Annotated in this window: 12 protein-coding genes; 2 read left to right on the top strand and 10 right to left on the bottom strand. The window is 41.2% G+C overall.

Annotated features, from left to right (window positions below; all coding sequences use genetic code 11):
• The first annotated feature begins 35 nt into the window (after positions 1 to 35).
• On the top strand, positions 36 to 1,511 hold the full coding sequence (locus LPB86_RS11355) for a PLP-dependent aminotransferase family protein (RefSeq protein ID WP_230643848.1): 1,476 nt from the start codon (positions 36 to 38) through the stop codon (positions 1,509 to 1,511).
• A gap of 59 nt (positions 1,512 to 1,570) precedes the next feature.
• On the opposite strand, the gene LPB86_RS11350 is transcribed toward LPB86_RS11355, so the two are convergent.
• On the bottom strand, positions 1,571 to 2,278 hold the full coding sequence (locus LPB86_RS11350) for a type 1 glutamine amidotransferase domain-containing protein (protein WP_230643846.1): 708 nt from the start codon (positions 2,276 to 2,278) through the stop codon (positions 1,571 to 1,573).
• 229 nt (positions 2,279 to 2,507) lie between these two features.
• Between LPB86_RS11350 and LPB86_RS11345 the strand changes: the two genes are divergently transcribed.
• Positions 2,508 to 3,071 (top strand): Crp/Fnr family transcriptional regulator, encoded by a 564-nt coding sequence (locus tag LPB86_RS11345; RefSeq protein ID WP_230643844.1) that lies wholly within the window; start codon positions 2,508 to 2,510, stop codon positions 3,069 to 3,071.
• A gap of 5 nt (positions 3,072 to 3,076) precedes the next feature.
• Here LPB86_RS11345 and LPB86_RS11340 read toward each other — a convergent pair whose 3' ends face one another.
• From LPB86_RS11340 to LPB86_RS11300, 9 genes are all read right to left on the bottom strand, one after another.
• Positions 3,077 to 4,657, bottom strand: coding sequence for a sialate O-acetylesterase (locus tag LPB86_RS11340; RefSeq protein WP_230643842.1), 1,581 nt, complete (start codon positions 4,655 to 4,657; stop codon positions 3,077 to 3,079).
• 94 nt (positions 4,658 to 4,751) lie between these two features.
• Positions 4,752 to 6,020, bottom strand: coding sequence for a sialate O-acetylesterase (locus tag LPB86_RS11335; RefSeq protein ID WP_230643840.1), 1,269 nt, complete (start codon positions 6,018 to 6,020; stop codon positions 4,752 to 4,754).
• 12 nt (positions 6,021 to 6,032) lie between these two features.
• Positions 6,033 to 7,610 carry a glycoside hydrolase family 28 protein gene (locus LPB86_RS11330; RefSeq protein WP_230643838.1) on the bottom strand — a complete coding sequence of 526 codons (1,578 nt, stop codon included), beginning with the start codon at positions 7,608 to 7,610 and terminating at the stop codon, positions 6,033 to 6,035.
• 19 nt (positions 7,611 to 7,629) lie between these two features.
• On the bottom strand, positions 7,630 to 9,414 hold the full coding sequence (locus LPB86_RS11325) for a glycoside hydrolase family 2 protein (protein WP_230643834.1): 1,785 nt from the start codon (positions 9,412 to 9,414) through the stop codon (positions 7,630 to 7,632).
• Positions 9,415 to 9,438: 24 nt separating this feature from the next.
• Positions 9,439 to 11,406: a right-handed parallel beta-helix repeat-containing protein gene (locus tag LPB86_RS11320; RefSeq protein WP_230643832.1), complete on the bottom strand. Its 1,968-nt coding sequence runs from the start codon at positions 11,404 to 11,406 to the stop codon at positions 9,439 to 9,441.
• Positions 11,407 to 11,423: 17 nt separating this feature from the next.
• Positions 11,424 to 13,280 carry a RagB/SusD family nutrient uptake outer membrane protein gene (locus tag LPB86_RS11315; protein WP_230643830.1) on the bottom strand — a complete coding sequence of 619 codons (1,857 nt, stop codon included), beginning with the start codon at positions 13,278 to 13,280 and terminating at the stop codon, positions 11,424 to 11,426.
• Positions 13,281 to 13,286: 6 nt separating this feature from the next.
• Positions 13,287 to 16,487: a TonB-dependent receptor gene (locus tag LPB86_RS11310; RefSeq protein WP_230643828.1), complete on the bottom strand. Its 3,201-nt coding sequence runs from the start codon at positions 16,485 to 16,487 to the stop codon at positions 13,287 to 13,289.
• Positions 16,484 to 17,269: a rhamnogalacturonan acetylesterase gene (locus LPB86_RS11305; protein ID WP_230643825.1), complete on the bottom strand. Its 786-nt coding sequence runs from the start codon at positions 17,267 to 17,269 to the stop codon at positions 16,484 to 16,486. The genes LPB86_RS11310 and LPB86_RS11305 overlap by 4 nt, the downstream gene beginning before the upstream one ends.
• A 149-nt stretch (positions 17,270 to 17,418) precedes the next feature.
• The gene (locus tag LPB86_RS11300) at positions 17,419 to 21,381 is read right to left on the bottom strand and encodes a hybrid sensor histidine kinase/response regulator transcription factor (RefSeq protein WP_230643823.1); all 3,963 of its coding nucleotides are present in this window, start codon (positions 21,379 to 21,381) and stop codon (positions 17,419 to 17,421) included.
• Positions 21,382 to 21,451: the final 70 nt, after the last annotated feature.

Raw genomic sequence — 21,451 nt, 5'->3', positions numbered from 1 at the left:
AACCATCCAATTTTCACAAAACAAGTAGTCCGGTTATGCACCCATTCTTCTCCACCCTTCATTTAACCAAAGGCGATGCCGCAGCGCTATATTTACAATTGGCCAAACAATTAACCGCTGCAATTACAGAAGGCATACTACTACCTGCAACGCAATTACCAGGTTCAAGATATTTGGCTCAATTACTTTCTGTTCATCGCAAAACCGTGATTAGAGCTTATGATGACCTACTGGCCCAGGGTTGGCTGGAAAGTAAAACGGGAAGCGGCACTTTTGTAGCAGGCCATTTACCAGTAATTAAGCCTGAGAAACTGGGGAAGAAAATTCAAAATACGGGAGATCCTTTGCTGATAGCAGGTTTTCATTTTGAGCAAGCCGATCACTTAGCACGCAAGTTTATTAAGGAACAGACCAGCTACCATCTGGATGATGGTTTCCCTGATGCCCGCCTGGCACCCTTGCACGACTTATCCAGAGCCTATCGTACACAATTGATTATGGGCAACACTTATCATCGTTTAGGCTACGACGACCCGCAGGGCTCAGCCTGGCTAAGAGAACAATTGGCTGCTCACTTTAGCGAAACCCGTGGAATGAAAGTAACTGAAGACAACATCTTGATTACACGAGGCACTGTGATGGGTTTATATTTGGCCAGTACGGCTTTAATAAGGCCTGGCGACAATGTAGTAGCAGCTGCGCCGGGATGGACAAGTGCAAACAATAATTTTTTGCAGGCTGGAGCTAATTTGTTACAAATAGCCGTAGATGAATATGGCATCAATACAGATGAATTGGAAAAGATCTGTAAAAAAAAGAATGTACGTATGGTTTATGTGACTTCTCACCACCATTACCCGAGCAGTGTAAGCTTACGGGTAGAACGGCGCATACAGCTATTGCAGTTATCCTCAAAATATGGCTTTATTATTTTTGAAGACGATTATGATTATGACTTTCATTATCTAAACAAACCTTTATCGCCTTTAGCTAGTGCAGACGAGGCAGGTACGGTTTTGTATTGCGGATCGTTCACCAAAACAATATCGCCTGCTTTTAGGGTTGGCTATCTGGTGGGTTCCGCTAATGTGATTGCGCAACTAGCCAGACTAAGGCGGATTGTAGACCGACAAGGAGATACCATGTTAGACAATGCGATGGCCGAGCTATTGCAAAATGGTATTATTCAGCGCCATTTGCGCAAGTCCCTCCGCGTGTACCGGCAAAGACGTGATACCTTCTGTAACTTACTGAAAAGCGAATTAAACAGCTACCTGAATTTTGTTCTACCAGAAGGCGGCCTGGCGGTCTGGACAACTTTTGAACCAGCTATAGACCTGGTTAAACTTGCAAAAGAGGCACGAAAAAAGGATCTTTCTTTTTCTGACGGAAAGATTCATCGTTCGCCATTTTATCAGCTAAACTCAACCAGGCTGGGCTTTGCCTCCTCTAATCTTGATGAATTAGCACAATCTGTAGATATCTTGAAGCGGCTACTTACAAACCATTAATTTAAAGTCAATATTCCTTGCGGATAGCCATACCACGCTACCCACAAAGAACAATAAACTTATTTACGGTTGCTGTTAAGCCATTCAATCAACTTTTGGGCAACTGCTACTGAAGAACCAGGATTTTGTCCGGTAATCAGGTTTCCATCCTGTAAAACGTAACTGCCCCAATCTGAAGTTTTTGAATAGATGCCACCCAGTTTTTTCAATTCATCTTCCACAAGATAAGGAACGATATTGGTCAGTTGAACGCCTTCTTCCTCAGTGTTTGAAAAACCAGTTACTTGTTTACCTTTTACTAAAGGAGAGCCATCTTCATTTTTCACATACCTTAAAACACCTGGAGCGTGACAAACTGCTGCAACAGGTTTCCCTTTTCTATAAAACGACTCTATTAAAGCTATTGAGGATTGATCATTCGTTAAATCCCACAGTGGACCATGCCCTCCAGGATAGAAAACAGCATCATAATCTTCTTCTTTTACCTCGCTCAATTTAAGGGTATGCGATAATTTTTCCTGTAGTTCCTCATCAGCATCAAAACGTTTTGTGGCCTCTGTCTGAAAATCCGGAAGTTCGCTTTTTGGATCAAGAGGCGGACGTCCACCTAGTGGTGAAGCAAGGGTAATTTGAGCTCCTTGCGCAGCCAGGGCATAATATGGCGCAGCGAATTCTTCTGACCAAAAGCCAGTTTTAATTCCAGTATCGCCTAGTTTGTCGTGTGAAGTAAGTACTATCAGTACTTTAAAAATTGTTGTACTTGTCATGTCTTTTATACTTAAATGTTGATTTGCATTAACCAACCATTTCCAAATGGTTTTGTTTAACACATCACAAAGTTGATCTAAAATCACTGCATTATGATGTGACCTAAATCACAATAAGAAATGAGGGTATGCTTTGTGATGTACATCACACCAGTACATTTTGCAATGGACTTTATTAGCGCCAACAAAATGGATTATTATCTTTGTCTCTTTACATGATCCATCAGATATGAGCGCCCAGGATATTTTAAAATCGCACCTTAGCAAAACAGTTAGCCTGTCAGAAAAGGAGTTCGATTATATTTTTTCTCATTTTAAGCCAGTATCTTTTAAAAAAGGTGAAACGGTGATCAACCTGGGAGATCCTGTAAACCATGAATATTTTGTACTGGATGGATGCATCAAGACATTTTACATCAATGATGAACAAAAAATGTTTATCCTGCAGTTTGCCATGACCAACTGGTGGGCATCTGACTATAATGCCTTATTTTATAATCTTAAAGCGACGGTTAGTCTTGACTGCATCATTGATACCGAAGTATTGAGTCTCTCAAACGAGGACAGGGAAAAGCTTTGCCGGGAAATCTATCAAATGGAATACTTCTTTCGCTGGCGTTCCAATAAAGGATATGTTGCCGCACAAAAGCGATTGTTGTCTTTCATGAACAACAATGCAAAATACCGTTACGAGGAACTGATGGCCATGTACCCGCAATTATACAACATTGTCCCCAAGCAGCTCATTGCGGCATACCTGGGGGTCTCCAGGGAAACTTTGAGCCGGTTATAGCTTTTTCATTCACCAGGCATTACCGCTAGATCCCCCATCTCCTCTTCACTTAAAGCTGTATCAAATACTGCAAGCCCTCCTATTTTTCCTTTAAAAAAGTTGCCCATCCCTTTTTTAAGTTGCACTGCGCCAACGGTAAAATCTGAACCCATGTTACCGATGCCATCCGGATAGTAATAAGGATTTTTAATTTGTTTTATACCTGCTGGCTTGTCTGGAAAAAAGCCTGCCGTATTTTTAATCAATTCGGCTTTTCGCTCCATAAACACCCCGTTCAAATAAGATTTGATATACTTACCATCGTACGTAAAAGCAACACAGGCCCATTTGTCTGAAAGTACCTCCTGAGGACTGGCAGAATAGTCAATACTGTATGGAAATGGTGCTGTTGCCCCGCCATTTTTAGAAATATGCCCACAAACCTGTTGCGCACCATTGTAGTATGGCAATGATACAAACAAACCGTACTGACGTTTGCCGCCATCCTGATATTCGTTCCATTTACCCGCCACAAATCCAGTTTTACCGCTCCATTTTACCCAGGCCATAACCGTTACGGCATTGGTTTTGACATCCAGCTTTCCTGACTTTTCATGCGCAATAGCCCAATAGTCTTTTTCACCATCCAACTCAATGCAATTTCCAGAAAGCGGACCTTCTCTGGAAAACTTTGATTGACCAAAAGCAAACAGCTGAACATCTTTAGCCGTACCTGCCACAGGTCTTCCTGTGCTATCCGAAAAATCCCAGAAGGCAACCAAACTCTTTTGCTGCTTAATCATTTTGTTTAAACTCGACAAACCATACCTGTCCATTCGCGCTTTTACAATCTGGTAGCCCTCCGCATACCTCTTGCCTAATTCCCTTAGCGATGGCGTATCAAAATGTGTTTTATCTCCTTTATCCGTCAGGCCCTCAGCAGAAACACAATACCTGTTGATCTTCTTTTGGGCCAGGCGATGACTGATTGCATTGATATACATTCCCTGATTAATTTCAAGTGGCATTTTTGAGACATAAAAATAACCTAACTCACCCATTATGACTGGAATTTTATCCATATCAATGGAGAGATCACGACCAAGATTAGCCAACAGGTTTTCAAAGTGCTCTTCATAAGTTTTGTACCTTTCTTTACTGGAATTTCCTTCTCCCTGATGCCACAATATCCCCCTTAAAGTCCCGGATTTAAGTGCAACTTTGCTCCGGCTTATCGCATCGTTATAGGCAACATAACCTGTAGCACTATCTACCACATTGGGTTTCCAGGCTTCAATTCTGGTACCCCCAACAGCGCAAGGGATTAAACCCACTTTACGGCCCGGTTTACGTACCGAAACTGCAAACGATGCTGCCAGGCCAGATCCGGCCGCAGGCTTATCAAAATGAATAGGTTCTGAAGCCGGAACCCAATTGTTATACTTATCAAGCATATAAATACTATCCATAGCAATCCTTTGTCCTTCAAGCTCACCTCTTCCAGCCATATTAGACTGGCCTATTAACAAAAAGATATCCATATCTTCCTGAGCTTTAACCTGCCAGCTAAAGACCAGCAAAAGCAATACTACCAGTGTTCTTTTCATGATTATCATATTTACTTTTCTTTGTTTTATACCAGTCCTGCATCACATAACATGCTTTGTCTGGTTTAACTTCAACGCCTTAACATATTGGTATTCATTCTGGTATCTCTTCCTTAAAAACTGGGCACCAGTTATCCAATCTTATTCTTTTACCTGCAATTTCAATTGTAAATTTATCCCCCTGTGTATCACGAAGATTCCCTCTTGCGCCATTCAGGGCTCCGGTCGCAATGCCATTATTTCCATACCAGAGTATGCCTCCTTTTTTCATTTCCTCCTCGGTGCTAATGTAAACCTTGTCTCCATTTTTAATATAGACATCTTTGATCGCTAACTCTTTTCCGGATTTATTAAAAATCCGAAAGCCGTAGTTTCCCGGATTGCTTACATTGATCTCGTCAAAAACTATTGGGGGCACAGGTACATGAAAATCAACAACAATAACATTTTTAGAAGAAGATATTCCTTTCACATAAATCGGCTTCCAATTAACCTTATCTATGAGTAAGGCTTTCGCAGCTATCGCATGATCGGCGCCATTCCATTTACTGCCAACGTTAGTAAGATGCACATTGTCTTTAAGATAAGGGAGCTGATAGGTGGTATTAGAAATCGTGATATTGGCTTCACTTTTCGCCAATTCATATTGTGCGTTTGCTATTTCGGGGTTTCCCATAGCCTTACGCACGTTATGTGACACGGTTTGATACATCAGGATTTTTACAGCATTTGTTTGCCCGGTAACCGACTTAATAAATTCGTCTGCTTTTTGCTGAAACCATTTCATATCGTTTTTATAGCTATCTGCTGATGTTTTTCCATCAATATCCTTTTCTCCCTGGTTCCATAAAATAAATGGGACGTTATATTTCTTACCCCGGGCAAAAACAAGCCGGCTAGCTTCAATGATATCTTTTTTGAATCTATCCCAATAAATACCCTGCCCGGTTAAAGCAGCGATACTTGTTGAACCCTGCGCCGGCGAGGATAACAACAGCGTATTCGACCAAGCGCTACCTAAAAGTGAATTAAATTCTTCGGAAAACCCGGTTGCCGGTGTTTCACCTAATTTGGCTCCACTGGCTTTTGATATGACTATTTTTTCTGTCAAAGGAACCAGGCCAGCATAATAATCAGCATCAGCATCATAGCCAGAACGTATGCCGCCACTAAACATTAATGTATTATACTGCTGTTGTACAGAAAGCAAGGGCACAGATCCTGTACCTAGCATTAAACTTTGCCCATACATTACAATGTGATATACCGTGTCAGTTCTCTGCTGCGAGAAACTGTTTTGTACATTTAAAGAAATTACCATACCCATCAATAATTGCATGGCTTTACCGATTACAATGCTCATATTTAAACTGTTTTAGCGCTTTTGGAGAGTTGCATTGATTTGGAAAATACCTGTGGTAGAAGAAAGGACTTTATCTTTTACAGCATCACCTTGTACATAACTGCTTATAAAACTAAAATCCTTGACCGATTCTATTACTATTGCAGGCCTGGAATCGTGCTTAAGCGATTTTACATCAACATTGTTAAACCTTATGCCTTTGACATTTCTGATATAAAAACCAAACGAAGGAAGTATACCAAACATATCTCCTTTTGGATAGCCATTGGGCAACTCTGGAACCTGCCCCGAAAAAACCTGGCTGCTTGCTAAGCCCTCGAACTCCAAATGTACATTACTGAAATTTACGTTTTCTACCTCAAAATTTTTTATCCCTGAAACAGAGCAGCCCAAACTGGACAGGCGACTGCCCTGAATGTTATTAATCATGATGTCTTTTAGACCGGGTTTATTTGAATACGTATATGCTCCGTAGCGCGTATTCCTTTGGTGTAAGCGAATAAATATGGCAGAGCGTTTGATATTATTGAGAATGATATTGGAGATGCTAACTCTTCTTACCGTAGCACCGTCTACACTTATAATCGCAATTCCTTCTCCCTTCGTATCATAAACCGTACAATTCTGAATAACGATATCCTGTATGGTTCCTGCAGTTTCTGTACCTATTTTCAAGCCTGAGGTATTGGAACTAAGATTGCAATTGCTTATGGTAATGTTGCTGCAGATCTTATCAGGCGAAAAACTTTTGATACATATGGCATCATCTCCGGAACTAATATGGGCGTCAGAAACAGATACGAAGCGGCAATCTATTAAATCTAACCCGTCGGTATTCCGGTGCCTGTACGCCACTGTATCCTGCTTACCATTTACAACAGGGTTTTCTTTGCTATCTACCTTGATTCCACGAATAATCAGATTTTGGCACTCTTGATAAGTCTGAACCCAGGATGCAGCATTAAATAGCTTTATGTCTTCAATTAAGATGTTTTCACAATTTCTGATGTGGAGAATACGGGGGCGATATTTAAAAGAGGGTTTAAGGCGGCCTTTTCTATCGTCCGATAAGTCTAAATATCTGCCGTTTCCATCGATGGTTCCCAAACCGGTTATAGCTATACTTTGCTTTCCTTCAGCATATATTAAAGCCTTACTAGTTAAATTAGGTTGATTATGGGTGGGAAGGCTGGAGTTTTGGTCTGGAAAGTCATCAATCTTGCTACTAGCCTTTAGGGTGATCCCACTTGGTATATGTAAAACTACGTTAGATTTAAGATAAATTGTGCCAGACACATAAACCCCTGAGGTAAAGTAAACCATCCCCCCTCCATCCAGACTACATTGGTCTACCGCTTTTTGTATCGCCACTGTATTTATAGTTTTACCATCTCCAACTGCTCCAAAATCGTTTACGTTATACCCAAACTCAGCAAAAACCATTTTGTTAGTTTCTGGTCTTAGTGGTCTTATGGCCCGGTAGTCCAGGGCCTGTACAGAAGAGTATATAAAACAAAACACCAGTAAACTGCCTGTTTGTTTTTTATTCAGAAGACAATAATTTATTGAAAATAATATTTTATCAAACATTTTAATTGTATTATAAAATTTAATTATTCTTCGTTTTATACCAGTTCTGCATGATGTAAAAAGCCTTCTTTTTAATTCCCTGGTCAGAGATTAAACCTTTGCGGTTAAACCAATCCTGTATCCCGAACAGCTGTCTCCGGGGAGAATGAAAGTCTTTTAATATCCATGGTGAAACCCCCGACAAGCCATCAATTTTCGATAACATTTCCAGATTTCTGATGTACAGTTCCTCCTGAAAATCTTCTGTCCAGCGCTCCGTTTTATCGCCATAAAGTCCTTGCAAGGCATCTCCGCCGAATTCACTTACTACGATGGGCTTATTATAGGGAATTTTCCAGGTAGCCACACGGCAATCTTCGGAAGTACCACGGCCATCGTACCATCCCATGTATTCGTTAAAGCTAATGATATCTACATATTTGTTCATGTTGTCTTCCACCACATTTACATGATTGGGCAGGTGATTTACTTCCATAGCCATGCTAAGTAATCTGGTGTTATCTAAACTGCGGGCATAGGTGGCCAGGTTCGATAGGAATTTATCCCTGGCTTCACCATGTGGCGTCTCATTGGCGATAGACCAAATCACTACCGCAGCACGGTTTTTATCCCTGTAAACCATATCATGAAGTTGCTTTTTTGCATTGTTATAGGTTCCCTCGTTAAGCCAGGAGATTGTCCAGTACACCGGAATTTCGCTCCACACCATTAAGCCCATTTTTTCGGCCTCGCGTACCATGTTTTCGTTGTGGGGATAATGCGCCAGGCGAACAAAGTTGCAACCCATTTCCTTCGCCCAGCCCAGTAAAGTCCTGGCATCATCTTTAGACCATGCCCTGCCTTGCCGATAAGGCGCTTCTTCATGAATACTAATGCCACTCAAGAAGATCTTTTCGCCATTAAGTAATATGTCTTTACCTTTTGTTTCAATTGTTCTAAAGGCAATTTGATCAGTGATTCTTTCATCAGCTTTGCTGAGTATTATCTCATATATTTTTGGGTTTTTAGGCGACCATAATGCCGGCTTCGCCTTGATTTCGAAATTCGCAAGTCCATTTTGATCTGTTTTCAACTCTTGCTTGATTTTCAATTCCGGTATTTCTACAACAATTGCTTCTCCGGCTTTTGCGGCATTCAACTTCAGCCATCCGGAAATTAAACCTTTGTTGTTTTTAGCCAGTTGAATCTGATAGTCTTCTATGAATACCTGAGGTACCTCTACCAGCATGACCTCCCTGGTAATCCCGCCATAATTCCACCAATCCATGTTTACAGTTGGTACTTCGTCTTTTCCCCGGTTGTTGTTAACCCTAAGCACTACAAAGTTTTTCCCTTCTAACAGTAAATCTGTAATGTCAAAATTGAAAGGCGTATATCCTCCAATGTGATGACCTGCCAATTGCCCATTGATGTATACAGAAGCGCGGTAATTTACCGCAGCAAAGTAGATGTAAGTTTTATTATTGGCTTTCTTTTGATGTGTAAAATCCTTTTTAAACCATACTGAACCTTCATAGAAAAACAACTGATTATCCTGGGTATTCCAATCGGCCGGGATTTTCATATAGGGTGAGGTATCAAAATTGTATTCAATTAATTGCGATGGATTTGTTGGCTTTTGATTTTTGAAAAAGCCGTTTTTAAGGGGCTCCAGCCTATAATCAAAAAAGCCATTGTCTAAGGGGTCGATAATGTAATTCCATTTCCCGTTTAGGGAGGTAATGTTCCTGGCCGAAACATTTGTGATTAAGGGCACCTCGGCATTTAAATAAGTTGACAGGGCAATCAACAGGCATGTTAACATTCTTTTTAGCATCTTATTTCAATATTAATTGGCAAAAACAGTAATCGGTACAGAAAGTCCATTTTTTAACCGTACTAAAAGCCCACCTACCTTTCTATGTTGCGCTGGGTTTGCTTTTACAGTTAGGCTTAACGTAGTGTTAGGACGAATCTTAGTGTCTGATGCGGTTACTTCAAGCCAGCTCATGTCTTCTGCTTTTAGAATTTCGAAATCAGACTCCGCCACATTCCCTACAGTGAGCTTAATCGTTCGGGTGCTTCCTACACTCATGTTTAAGTGATAATGATCTGAGCTGATATCCAAAGGGCGTTGCGGATAAAGTGTAGCCGCACCAGTTTGGAAAGCGCCCATATTAGGTGCATTTCCAACAAAATTTTCCATAAAATTTGGAACAGCAATGCCCCGGGCTACGCCAGGATCGGAAGCCTGTAAGGTATAAATACCTTTATCAAAATTGATAAAGTTGGGAGATGCAAAAACACCATTCTTCTCTGCATCTTTATTTGCTTGAATTTTACCTTTTCCACCTTCATTTTGTTTATTCCCCAACAGATCATAGTCGAAATTATTTTCCGGGAGTTCGTGAATGTCTGAAATAGAATAGCCGCGGGCATCTTTACCACTGCCCGATGGTGCTTGAGTTCCCAGGAAAATATTGTTCCTGGTATAAGCCAAAAACATTTCTCTTTTATCCGCTGCGCTGCTTGGACCATAACCTACGCCCCGCATGCCGTTACCATTAAAAATCATGGTATTGTTAAATAGGAATTGCGTGCCTTCGGTATTGGTTACCCCTCCGCCATTTTTTACCGCTGCACTACTGGAACCATCTGATGCCCCCGGATTTGTTACCACATTATAGAATACATAAGAAGGTCCTTTTTTATTAGGGGCCAAACTAATCCCACTATAAGACTGCTCAAACCTATTGCCATATAAACGGACATTACATTGGCCTCCGTCTAACTCAATACCATCATCTTGTCCAAAGGCGATCATGTTGCCGTAAACGTCTGCATCGTTATAAAATCCTCCTTCTACGAAGCCGTTTTTTTGCCCTTCTACTCCGTCATTAAAACGATGTAATTGATCTCCGATAATATCATTATAACGGATGACAAGATTACCGCCATTTTGCAATACGAAAATTCCATTTGGCCCCATTGGATGACTGCTTTTAAAGGCTGTACCAGCATGAGGCCCTAATTCTACCACACCTTTCCAGGGGTTGGTTTTTCCATTTGGCGAGTGGATGTAGCATCTTTCGATCACGATATTTTTTGCCTTACCAATTTTTACACCCGAATCGTAATTTACCGCTACCCCGTCTTTATCCAGATAATGGCCGGTCGCATTTTGACTTACCGCAAGCCTTCCCCATTTAGAAATGTTGCAATTGATCAGTCTGATGTCAGAAGCCGTACTTAAAAGATCAACGGCATTGATGCGGCCACCCCGGATACTGGCACCTTCCAGCAGCACATAACTACAATTCACAAAGCGCAGGGCATAGTCTGAGCTTGTACCGGCATTGATGGCAATATCGGGAATAATCCGGATCCAGGAAGTAGCTGAACCTTTTAGGTTTTGTACATCTACATATTTTCCGCTTTTAAGAAAAGAACTTAGCAGCACTTCTCGTCCGATAGTTGGCGTAGCCGTCCAGGTTTTAAATCCTGATATTTTATCCTGGGTAACTTCGTTACCTGTTTTAATGATTGTTCTTATTTCATATTCTGTATCTTCATTCAGTAATACTATACTTCCGCGAAATTCTTTACGCTTCATGTCATGATACAATGGAAAAGCGGCTTTCCAGCTGCTCTCTCCAACTCTCCTGTAGCTCAGTTCGGAAGAGGTACCAGAACCCGAAGGCAAATAGATGCTACACGAATTAAAAGTATTTTCTAATCTGGGCTGAGCATAGGAATGTGAGGCAAACCATGTGCTTAATAAAAATACGACTGCAGATACGCTTTTAATTTTCTTCATTACTTTTTTCTATAAAATTAATAACCAGGCACTTGACTTATAGCTGTAGTTACATCTCTGATACTTAGCGGAACAGGATATATTTCACTATAATTTTCTTTAAAACCGCTCGCAAAAATGGCCATATTAGCCTTGAAAGGTGAGCCAAGCCATTGTCCCGAGCCCCAGGTATTGTCTGGTTTGGTACTGGTTTCGCGAATTTCTACACCATAACTATTTCCTGTATCTTTATACACACGATTTGAGGGAATAACTTTTCCCTGAAGCCGTACAATGCTGCCGGCATAAGGTTTATTACCGGTAGCACTATAGCTGTTGTATATAGCTTCGTTTTCTGCTTTTGCCCAGTTAATTTTCTCGGCCAGTTTATTAAAGCGGATCAAATCTGTTTTACGGAAGCCCTCAAAAGCCAGTTCAAAAGCCCTTTCATTAATAATCAATTCCATAAAAGCATCCAGGTTAGAGGGGTAAACTTCTGCATCTATGGCGGCTACTTTAGTGGGAAGCGCACGTTTACGAACCAATTTCAGGGCATCTACAGCTGCCGGGGTAGCTGCATTGCTTAGCCAGCTGTCCGCTTCGGCGAACATCAGTAAAACATCGGCATAACGCAACAGCGGAAAATTGAAATTCGTTAAAGATGATGGCGCAGATGCAGCCCAACCATTGCGCCATTTGCCCACAGTTAAATTATATAATGTGGTGGGCGTGCCTTTTGGCTGCGCGGTAAAAATGTGACTTGCAGCAGTAATGTCTCTTCGGGTATCATCCGGATCATAAGAAAGATAGAAGGATGGCATTACCCACATTGCCCCTGCAGAAGTACCGTGGTTTGGTGCAGAGGCTATCCTGGATTCCGGACCATTATAATTCCCGTAATATCCGGCTTCTCCCCTTACACTCAACCTGCTGTAAAACGCGATTTCCATTATATTTTCACGGTAAACATTATCGATGCGATAAGCGGCGATGTTTTTCCAGAGGTTTTCAAAGACAGGATTTAAGCGGTGTACAGTAGACAGCATAATCTCCCTACACTCGTCCCTGGCAATGGTATAAAGTTCTCTGATACGTGGGGCATCTGGCCTTACACCCATTTTAAGTGAAGAAATACTTCCAGTTTGCAAATCCCAACGCAGGGAATACCCGGCACCATACAAAGCAACCCTGGCTAAAATTCCCTTTACGGCAGCTTTGGTGATGCGCTCATCCAGGGCAACAGCGGTATCATTAGCCCAGGGCACAAGTTCTTCTGCCTCCTGTAAATCTTTAACCAGTTGATCATAAATAACATCCCTGGATGTACGGGGAAGGTTAAAGTTTTCTCCCGTAGAGGATGGTGTAAGCTTCAGGGGTACATCACCAAAATGGCGTACGAGGTCCAGGTAGAGAATAGCCCTAAGGGTCAGCGCCTCGCCATAACATCTTTTTAGCTTTTTCTTTTCTGCTTCGGTACCATTTTCATACAATGCCATCTTCGGAATTTTCGCGATGGCAATATTGGCGCGTTCTACTCCTTTATAAGCATCAACCCAATAGTCTGAAATTTGCCTGGTGGTTGAAGTAAAAGCATAACGTGCGATACTGCGCCGCTCGCCATCAGGAGCTCCGGAACTTGTACCGCCCTTTATCTGCGCAAGATCAGTATCCAGATCGTAATACTGCGTGATATTACGACCGTATAGGGAACCAGAAGTCAGGATGCTGTATATACCAAACACATTCATTTCTGCATGATTGGTGGTTATAAACAGGTTCTCTTCTGCATAGATTGATTCTGGTGGTATATCTAAAAATTTCTTGCAGGAACTAAATACCGCAGCAATAAGTAAGGCTACCGGAATTATTTTTTTAGTGATAGTATTCATCATCATGGTCAATTAAAATGAGACATTTAAACCAAAAACATATTGTTTACTTCTGGGATAGGCTGCGAAGTCTACACCCGGTGTAAGCGCATTGCCACCTCTGGTATCTACTTCCGGATCGTAACCGGAATAACCGGTGAATAAGTGCAGGTTATATCCTGTAACATATACCCTTACACTTTGCAGCCCTATTTTTTTTACCAGGCTATTGGGCAAGGTGTAGCCCAACACCACATTATTGACCCGCAGGAACGAACCGTCTTCGATATAATCTTCGATTAGGATTTCTGCGAATTGTGCGAAAGAATACTGGGTTGCATTTTTATTGAGTTCGTTGAGTCCGGCTCTGGTTAAAACCGGGGCACCGGTTACAGGATCACTTACAGTATATCGTTGCCCTGCTGCTTTTAATATATTTTGGTTAGGCAAGGTGAGCGTAGAACCTCTTAACCTGGTGGCGTTGTACACATCATTGCCGTACGACCAGTTTAAGAAGATCCCCAGGTCAAAGTTTTTATACCTGAAGCTGGTGTTAAATCCACCGAAGTGTTTCGGCATCGTACTTCCAATCACCTCCCGGTCTAAATCAGGCGTGGTAGTTTCGGAACCTTCGGGACTATTTATCCGCTTTATTTTGGGCTGACCAAGAAGGTTGTCTTCTTTACCCTGGCTATTATTGTAAGGTGTACCGGGCTTTAAGTTTGCTGGAGTAAATGCACCGGAGACAAAAGCAGCATCCGTAAAATCGTCGGCAGTATACATTCCATTGGTACGGTAACCATAAATTTGACCTATGGGCTGCCCTACCTGAACCAGAAAATCGGTTCCTAAACTACCCCAGCCTGATCCGGCCAGCATAAACTGTTGATCTCCGGCCAGTGAAAGCACTTTATTGCGATTAGCGGAAATATTGACATTTGCCGTCCAGGAAAAGTCTTTTTTATCGATAATTACGGCTTTTAAAGAAAATTCAAGGCCCTTGTTTTGCGTGCTGCCTACATTAGACATCTGCCTGGTGTAACCAGAAACAGTGCCGATATCGGAATAAAGCAATAGGTTCGAAATTTTGTTCCGGTAATATTCTATTGTTCCTGAAAGGCGATTATTGGCTGTTGCCCAATCCAGTCCAAAATTTGAAGTTGTAGTAGTTTCCCACTGCAAATATGGATTTGCCAATGAAGATGGAATGAGACCTAAGGTAGATGTTTTGTTTAAACCGTAATACACCGGGGTAAAATTGGTACTGTATAAATAGTTGGTTATCCTGTTATTTCCGGAAGAACCGTAGCTATACCTGAGCTTTAAATCACCCACAATTTTCTTTGCACCTTTATACCAGCCTTCTTCGCTAATGCGCCATGCACCGGAAAGGGCAGGAAAATATCCCCATTGGTTATCTCTGGCAAATTTTGATGAGCCATCTGCCCTTAAAGACGCAGAGAAAAGGTAACGTGATTTGTAATCATAGTTTACCCTACCAAAAAAAGAGGAAATTGCTTCTGCGTATTTATCCGAACTAATGGCCTGGTTTTGTGCCTGCGACATATTTCCAAAGGTGATGTCTTCATTGATAAAAGCATTCCCAATCATATCGGTCTGATAAAAATCCAGCCTGTTGGCTTCTTGTCCCAACATCGCCGTTACCGAATGTTTTTTAGCAAATTTCTTTGCATAGGTTAAGGTGTTAGATATGTTCCACTTGGTCATTTCCTGATTTTTTAGTTCTGCACTGGCACCACCTCTGGTACGGGCCACACTGGTGATGGCGGTGTAAAGTAATTGCTGCTGATCTCTGTAAAAAGTATGTCCCAAATTGGATTTGAAGGTCAGGTTATTGAGTACCCTGTAGGTGATGCCTCCGTTAAGATCTGTAGCTTTACGGTTCCGCTGCCTTTGTGTTGCCTTAGTCATGAACAAAGGATTGATGGACGATGTAGATCCCTCTTCCAATGTTTCATCCAGCTCATCGTTAAGCAGGTCATCTAAAGTGCTGTTGCCTATCGCCAATGGTCTAAACTGTAAAACATTGACCAATTTGGAGTAGCCCAGAGAAGTTTCAGACACAGGATCTCCGTTAATGGTGCGATCCATATATTGTGCCGACATGTTGAAAGACAAGCGTTTTCCTGTTTTATGATCTAAGGAAAGACGTACAGTGTTACGTTTCATGTCACTGTCATTGATAATTCCTTCTTCGTTATTGCGGGTAGTACTTACAGTATATTTGGTATCTTTACTACCACCGCTTAACGATAAATTGTGAGATTGGACTGAAGCACTTCTGCCCATCACCAAATCCTGCCAATTAACATAAGGTACATTTTGGTATTTATCTTTATAGGTACTGAAATCGCCATAATTGGCCAATACATCTCTATAATCTGGTGCAGACATACGGTTACGCGATTGACGTTCCCATTGCATCAGCACAAATTCATATGGATTGAGTACCTCTAAAGTTTTTGGAAGTTGACGGGCACCATAATAGCCATTATAGGCAACTTTCAGTTTTCCTTCGGCCCCCTTTTTAGTTGTTACAATGATTACCCCATTGGCACCTCTGGCGCCATATATAGAAGTAGAAGATGCATCTTTAAGTACATCTATAGACTGCACATCATTTGGGTCCAGTCCGTCCAGGCCCAACTCCGCAGGAAAGCCATCGATGATATAAAGTGGTGCGTTATCCTGGGTAATAGAGCCACCGCCACGAATCCGTATTTTGAGTTGCGCACCAGGTTCTCCCTCGGTCATGGTTACTTGTACACCGGGAAGTTTCCCTGTTAGGGCCTCCCCAATACTCGTTACCGGAGTTTTGGTAATTTCCGCACCGCTGATAGAGGCTATTGAACCTGTTAAGTCTTTACGTTCCATTTGACCATAACCCACAACCACAATTTCATTTAGTGCCTCTATATTTTCCAGCAAGGTAACATTGATGGTTTTGCGGTTACCAACAACCTGCTTTTGGGTCACGAAACCAACATAACTGAAAGTGAGTTCTATTTTACCGGAAGAAACAAAAATAGAATAGTCGCCTTTTTCATTCGTACTTACACCTGTTTTTGTACCCGATATCTGCACATTGATGCCGGCAAGCGGCTCGTTATTCTTATCTACTACCCTACCCTTCACTGTAATTTGCTGGGCAAAGGTTACACTGCAGGTTAAAAAAGCCAAAACCAGCAGCAAGAATGGGATTGTTCTGCTCATATTTTCTGATTTAATTTTTTGTACGCTTTAAGATTTTGGGCGAGGACTTTATTTTTAAGTTCTACAATACCTTCTGCCACCAATTCTGCCATTTTTTGGGCACCATAATTGCTGAAATGCGTGTTGTCTTTTTTATCGTTAGCCAGGTGTGGGAAGTCCTGCTTTTTTGCCCAAAAATAAAGTTCCTTAGATTTTTCTACGCCGTAAGCCGCTACCAATGCATGAGATTTTTTTTCCATATCGATGTACTCGCATTTCATCGTATTCGCCACCTCGATCACCGCATCCGGATAATCTCCATGCGTATTTGTCAATTCCCCGTTTTTAAAGGCGCGCCTTACAATGGAAGTTAATACTACCGGAGTGGCGCCTTTGCTGCGTACTTCATCAATGTATCTGGAAAGGTTTTCTTTATATTCTGCTATGGTTGTACCTACAGCAGGTTTATCCAATTTCTGATCGTTGTGCCCAAACTGGATCAATACCCAATCGCCGGCTTTCAGTTCTTTCATTACCTTGTCCCAATGCCCTTCGTTGCGAAATGACTTGGTACTTCGTCCATTTAATGCCCTGTTATCTACCGTCACGTTGTCCTTAAAAAAGGGTTGGAATTTTTCTCCCCAACCCGTTTCAGGACGAGCGGCTTCCTTCTTATTGGCACAAGTGGAAGCTCCTATAAGGTAAATTTTAAATTTTGTCTCTTCCCGGTGCCCAGGATAGGGCCGATCTGCTTTAAGGCAAAAGAATGCCGCAAGCGCCAGCATTAAAATTGTTCGTTTCATTTGGCTTATTTTATTTGGTTAGTTTCTTTTGGTACAATATTAGAAATACGTGTACTAAAACGAGGTTTGATATTTAACAAATAGGTTTGTTTTCCATTAAAAAACAGGCCCCGAAATCTATTCTACCTGATAATTGGGAGATATAGGGCTTACAACAATTTACTGGGACTGATTTTAAAGTGTTTTTTAAATAGGGTACTAAAATATTTAGGGTCGGCAAAGCCTGTCATGTAAGCTACCTCATTTACATTATGGTCACCACTTTTAAGCAATTGTGCCGCCTTGTTCAATCTGAAGATCCGAATAAAATCATTAGGACTATGATTGGTTAAACCTTTGATCTTGTTGTAGAAGGTGGAGCGGCTAATCTTCATATCAGCGCACAGCTCGTCTATAGAATATTCTGATTCGGAAATATTTGCTTCCAGCTTTTCAGTAATCTTAGTTAGAAAGAGATCATCGGCATTATTCTGCATAGATACCATTTGCTCGCTACCAATATTCTGTATCAGTTTCTCTTTTAACTTTCTACGGTTACGAATGGTATTTTCGATCTTCATTTTAAGCAAAGTAACATCAAAAGGCTTAACTACATAATTATCTGCGCCACAATCGTAGCCCTTTACTACACTACTTTTTTGATCTAATGCGGTTAGCAAGATCAACGGAATATGAGAGGTCTTGATATCATTTTTAACCTTTCGGCAAAACTCATAACCATCCATTCCAGGCATCATCACGTCAGACAGGATCAGGTCAGGATTCAGGTTTGTTAGCATTTGAATTCCCGTTTCGGCATCCTGGGCTACTTCTACATGATAAGTTTCTTCTAAACTGCGACTGAGAAACAAGCGTAAATCCAGATTGTCTTCTACCACTAAAACCAGTGGTTTATCCGTTGTCATTGCCTCCTGGACCTGGATCATTGGCAAGACATTCAATTCCGTTGCAAAAACAGTTGATGCATGCTCGTTGGTCATCACCGTAATATTTGGCCTGTCTTTCAAATGTGCATTACCATATTTCAGTATCAAAGTAAAAGTACTACCCTGATTGATCTCGCTGGACAATTCAATTCTGCCCCCTTGCAGTTCAGTAAGTGTGCGGGCCAGGATCAACCCAATTCCGGTACCGCTTTCTCCACTATTTATCGCATTTTCAGCACGGTAAAAACGCTGAAAAAGTTGTTTTTGTGTTTCCTTCGCTATCCCTATTCCATTGTCTTCTACAGCTATGGCAAGTTCTTTATTCCCGTATGGACGAAGCGTTATTTTGATAAAGCCCCCCTCCCTGGTATATTTTAAGGCATTGGTAATCAGATTTTCTATGATAACCTCCATTGCATTCGTATCAAACCAAAGCTGCTGATCTGTCAGTTCATTCTCCATAACTATTTCCACCCGCTTCTGGAGGGCTAATGGATAAAATTTATCGACCTGGGATTTTACAAAATCAACAATATCGTGTTTGGCTGCTTCTAATTTCATAGCACGGATTTCAGCCCGTTGAAAATCGAGCAAGCTGTTCACCATCACATTTAATTTTTTAGTGTGCTTAATGGCCATATCTAAAAACTGTTGTGAACCTTTATCTGTAAGGGTATCTTCACCAAGGTTTTGCAGGGAGCCTAGAATTAAAGTAATCGGAGTTTTAATCTCATGGGCGGTATCAGCAAAGTACCGTATTTTATTTTCGTAATCCTGCTGTTGCCGCCGTTGTCTAACCGTTTTATAAATGTAAAATGCTAAAGAAACACCTGCAACAGCATAGATGAGCTTAGCGTACCAGATAGCCCACCAGGCAGCCTCTACTTGAATAGCTATTTTACGACTGTCTAACAATTTTCCGTTTACTGTCTCTACGGCTTCTACCCTAAACTCATAATCTCCCGCTGGCACATTGGCATAACTTGGTTTTAGGCCTGCCCTGGAGTCTATAAATTCCTGATCATATCCAGATAACTTCCAGCGGTAATATATTCTGGATTTATAAGTGTAGTTAATTGCCGAAAAATTAAATGAAAAGCTATTTTCGTTATGTCTTAATACGATTTTTTGAAGATTATTTAGGCCTTCGGTCAGATTATAACTGGAGCTGCTATCGTAAACTGATTTATAATTGATCAACAGATCATCAAAATGAAGTTTCGCCGTAATATGTTCGTCCTTTATTTTTTCAGGATCAAAATATAAAACCCCGTTGATGGTACCAAACCATATTTTTTTATCGGCACTGAGCGCTGCTGCTCGAGGACTAAAATTATCTTCCTTCAATCCATTGGTAGCATCAAAGGAATAAACTTTACCCGTTTTAGGATTGATCACTGAAAGACCTCTGTCTGTACTTGCCCAGATCCTGCCCGATTGATCTGACTTAATGTTGTAAACAACATTGGAGGCTAAACCATCTTTCTGAGTGTACAACTTAATCGAATCATTTTTAGGATTATAGTTTACCAACCCACGCTCAGTGCTAAACCACAGCGTTTCTCCAAGTCCATAAATATGATTGATGTAATTTTTGAAGATAGGATTGCCAGAACCACTGTTTGGCCAGGGCAAAACTTTTCCCTGCTGCTGGTCCAGCCAAAAAAGACCTTTTGTAGTACCAATAATTAATTTGCCCTGAAATTCCTTAATGGTATTGATCGAATTGCTTTTAAACTCCCTGTAAACTTTGGTTTGGGGATGATAACCGATAATTTTACCGAACACACCACCAAACCACAATGTTCCTTCGGCATCGCTATACATGCTATAGATCAGTCTGGTATTTACCTGGCTACTGCCTGGAATGATCTCACTAAGTTTCCCCTTAATTTGACGTGTTTTTTGATCGATACAGATGGCACCAGAGGTGATCTCTGCTGCCCAGATGTCGCCTGTTTTATCTTCACATAAAGCTAAAATCCGGTAACGTTTATCTAATGTGGTATTTAAGATTTCCTGCCATTTACCAGCGGAATAAATATTAATTCCATTGTCTGTGCCAAACCACATTTCGTTGGCACTAGTTGCCAGAATGGCGCTGATAGAATTGCCATATAATGAATTATGATGTTCTGGGTTATGGATAAACTGAAAATCTGGAAGATCCTGGTCCATTACCGCTATCCCTCTGTTATAGGTGGCCACCCAAAGGCGTTTGCCGTCACTAAATACGTCGTAGATAGAATTAGACGACAGTTTGTCTTTATCGTCTATGCTAAGTTTATAATGCTTTTCAATTCTGTTCGATTTCCGATTCCATTTTAAGAGGCCATAGCCGCTTGTTGCGATGTATAAGAAATCTCCACTCAGCTTTATAACTCTAATACCAAAGGGGGAATTTATAGTTTCTATTTTGGCAACTTTACCTTTGTCTACATCGAAATCAAAAACCTTTCCTCCAAAAGTTCCGAAATATAAATGTTGTTTAGTTGCATCTAAAGCCATCGCCTGAACTCTTTTATTACCAGTGTCTTGGAAAGTTAGTTCTTTAGCAGAGAATTTATTGGCTTGGATTTGCAGGAGATAAACACCATTTAGTGTACCCGCAGCATAGCGATCTCCTTTTAAGTGACATATGAAACCTATATCTGCCGGGGCATTTTTTTGAGATGGCTTTATTGCGCTGATCACTTTGGTTGTATTGTATTGATAAACTGCCAAACCGAAGGAGCCAAAAACCAGCATTTGTCCTGAACGACTAAAAGTTATACCGCGAAGGGTTACATTATCATTTTTCAGTGCTGCTGACAGCGTTACTTCATGTATAAACGCACCCCTTTTTGCTACATATCGAAAAATATTCCCGGTATTGTCATACGCCCATAATGTACCCTCCGGATCCATAATGATGTCATTGGCGCGGCTTACAGGGCCTGCATAGGCTTTGTCAACTATCAATGGGTGGTGCCTGAAAGATGTTCCATCGTATTGATCTATACCAGCCCTTGTAGCAAACCACATTAAACCCTGCTTGTCTTTGACCATAGAATAGGTGCGGTTATGACTCAAACCATTCCTTACATTGATGGTTTTGAACTCATAGCTGTAACCCTTAAAAACACAAAGGCAACAGCAGCACAAAGCTATTCTTAAAACAAAAATATTAAGTTGTAAAGGCTTCATATCAAGCTATATTGGTTTTTGGCTAAGGGTTTCGTCAACAAGATAAAAAACATTTGACCATTACTAAAAA

It is taken from the genome of Pedobacter sp. MC2016-14 (genome assembly GCF_020991475.1).
Lineage (GTDB): Bacteria > Bacteroidota > Bacteroidia > Sphingobacteriales > Sphingobacteriaceae > Pedobacter.
This window is presented reverse-complemented; position numbering and strand designations above follow the sequence as displayed.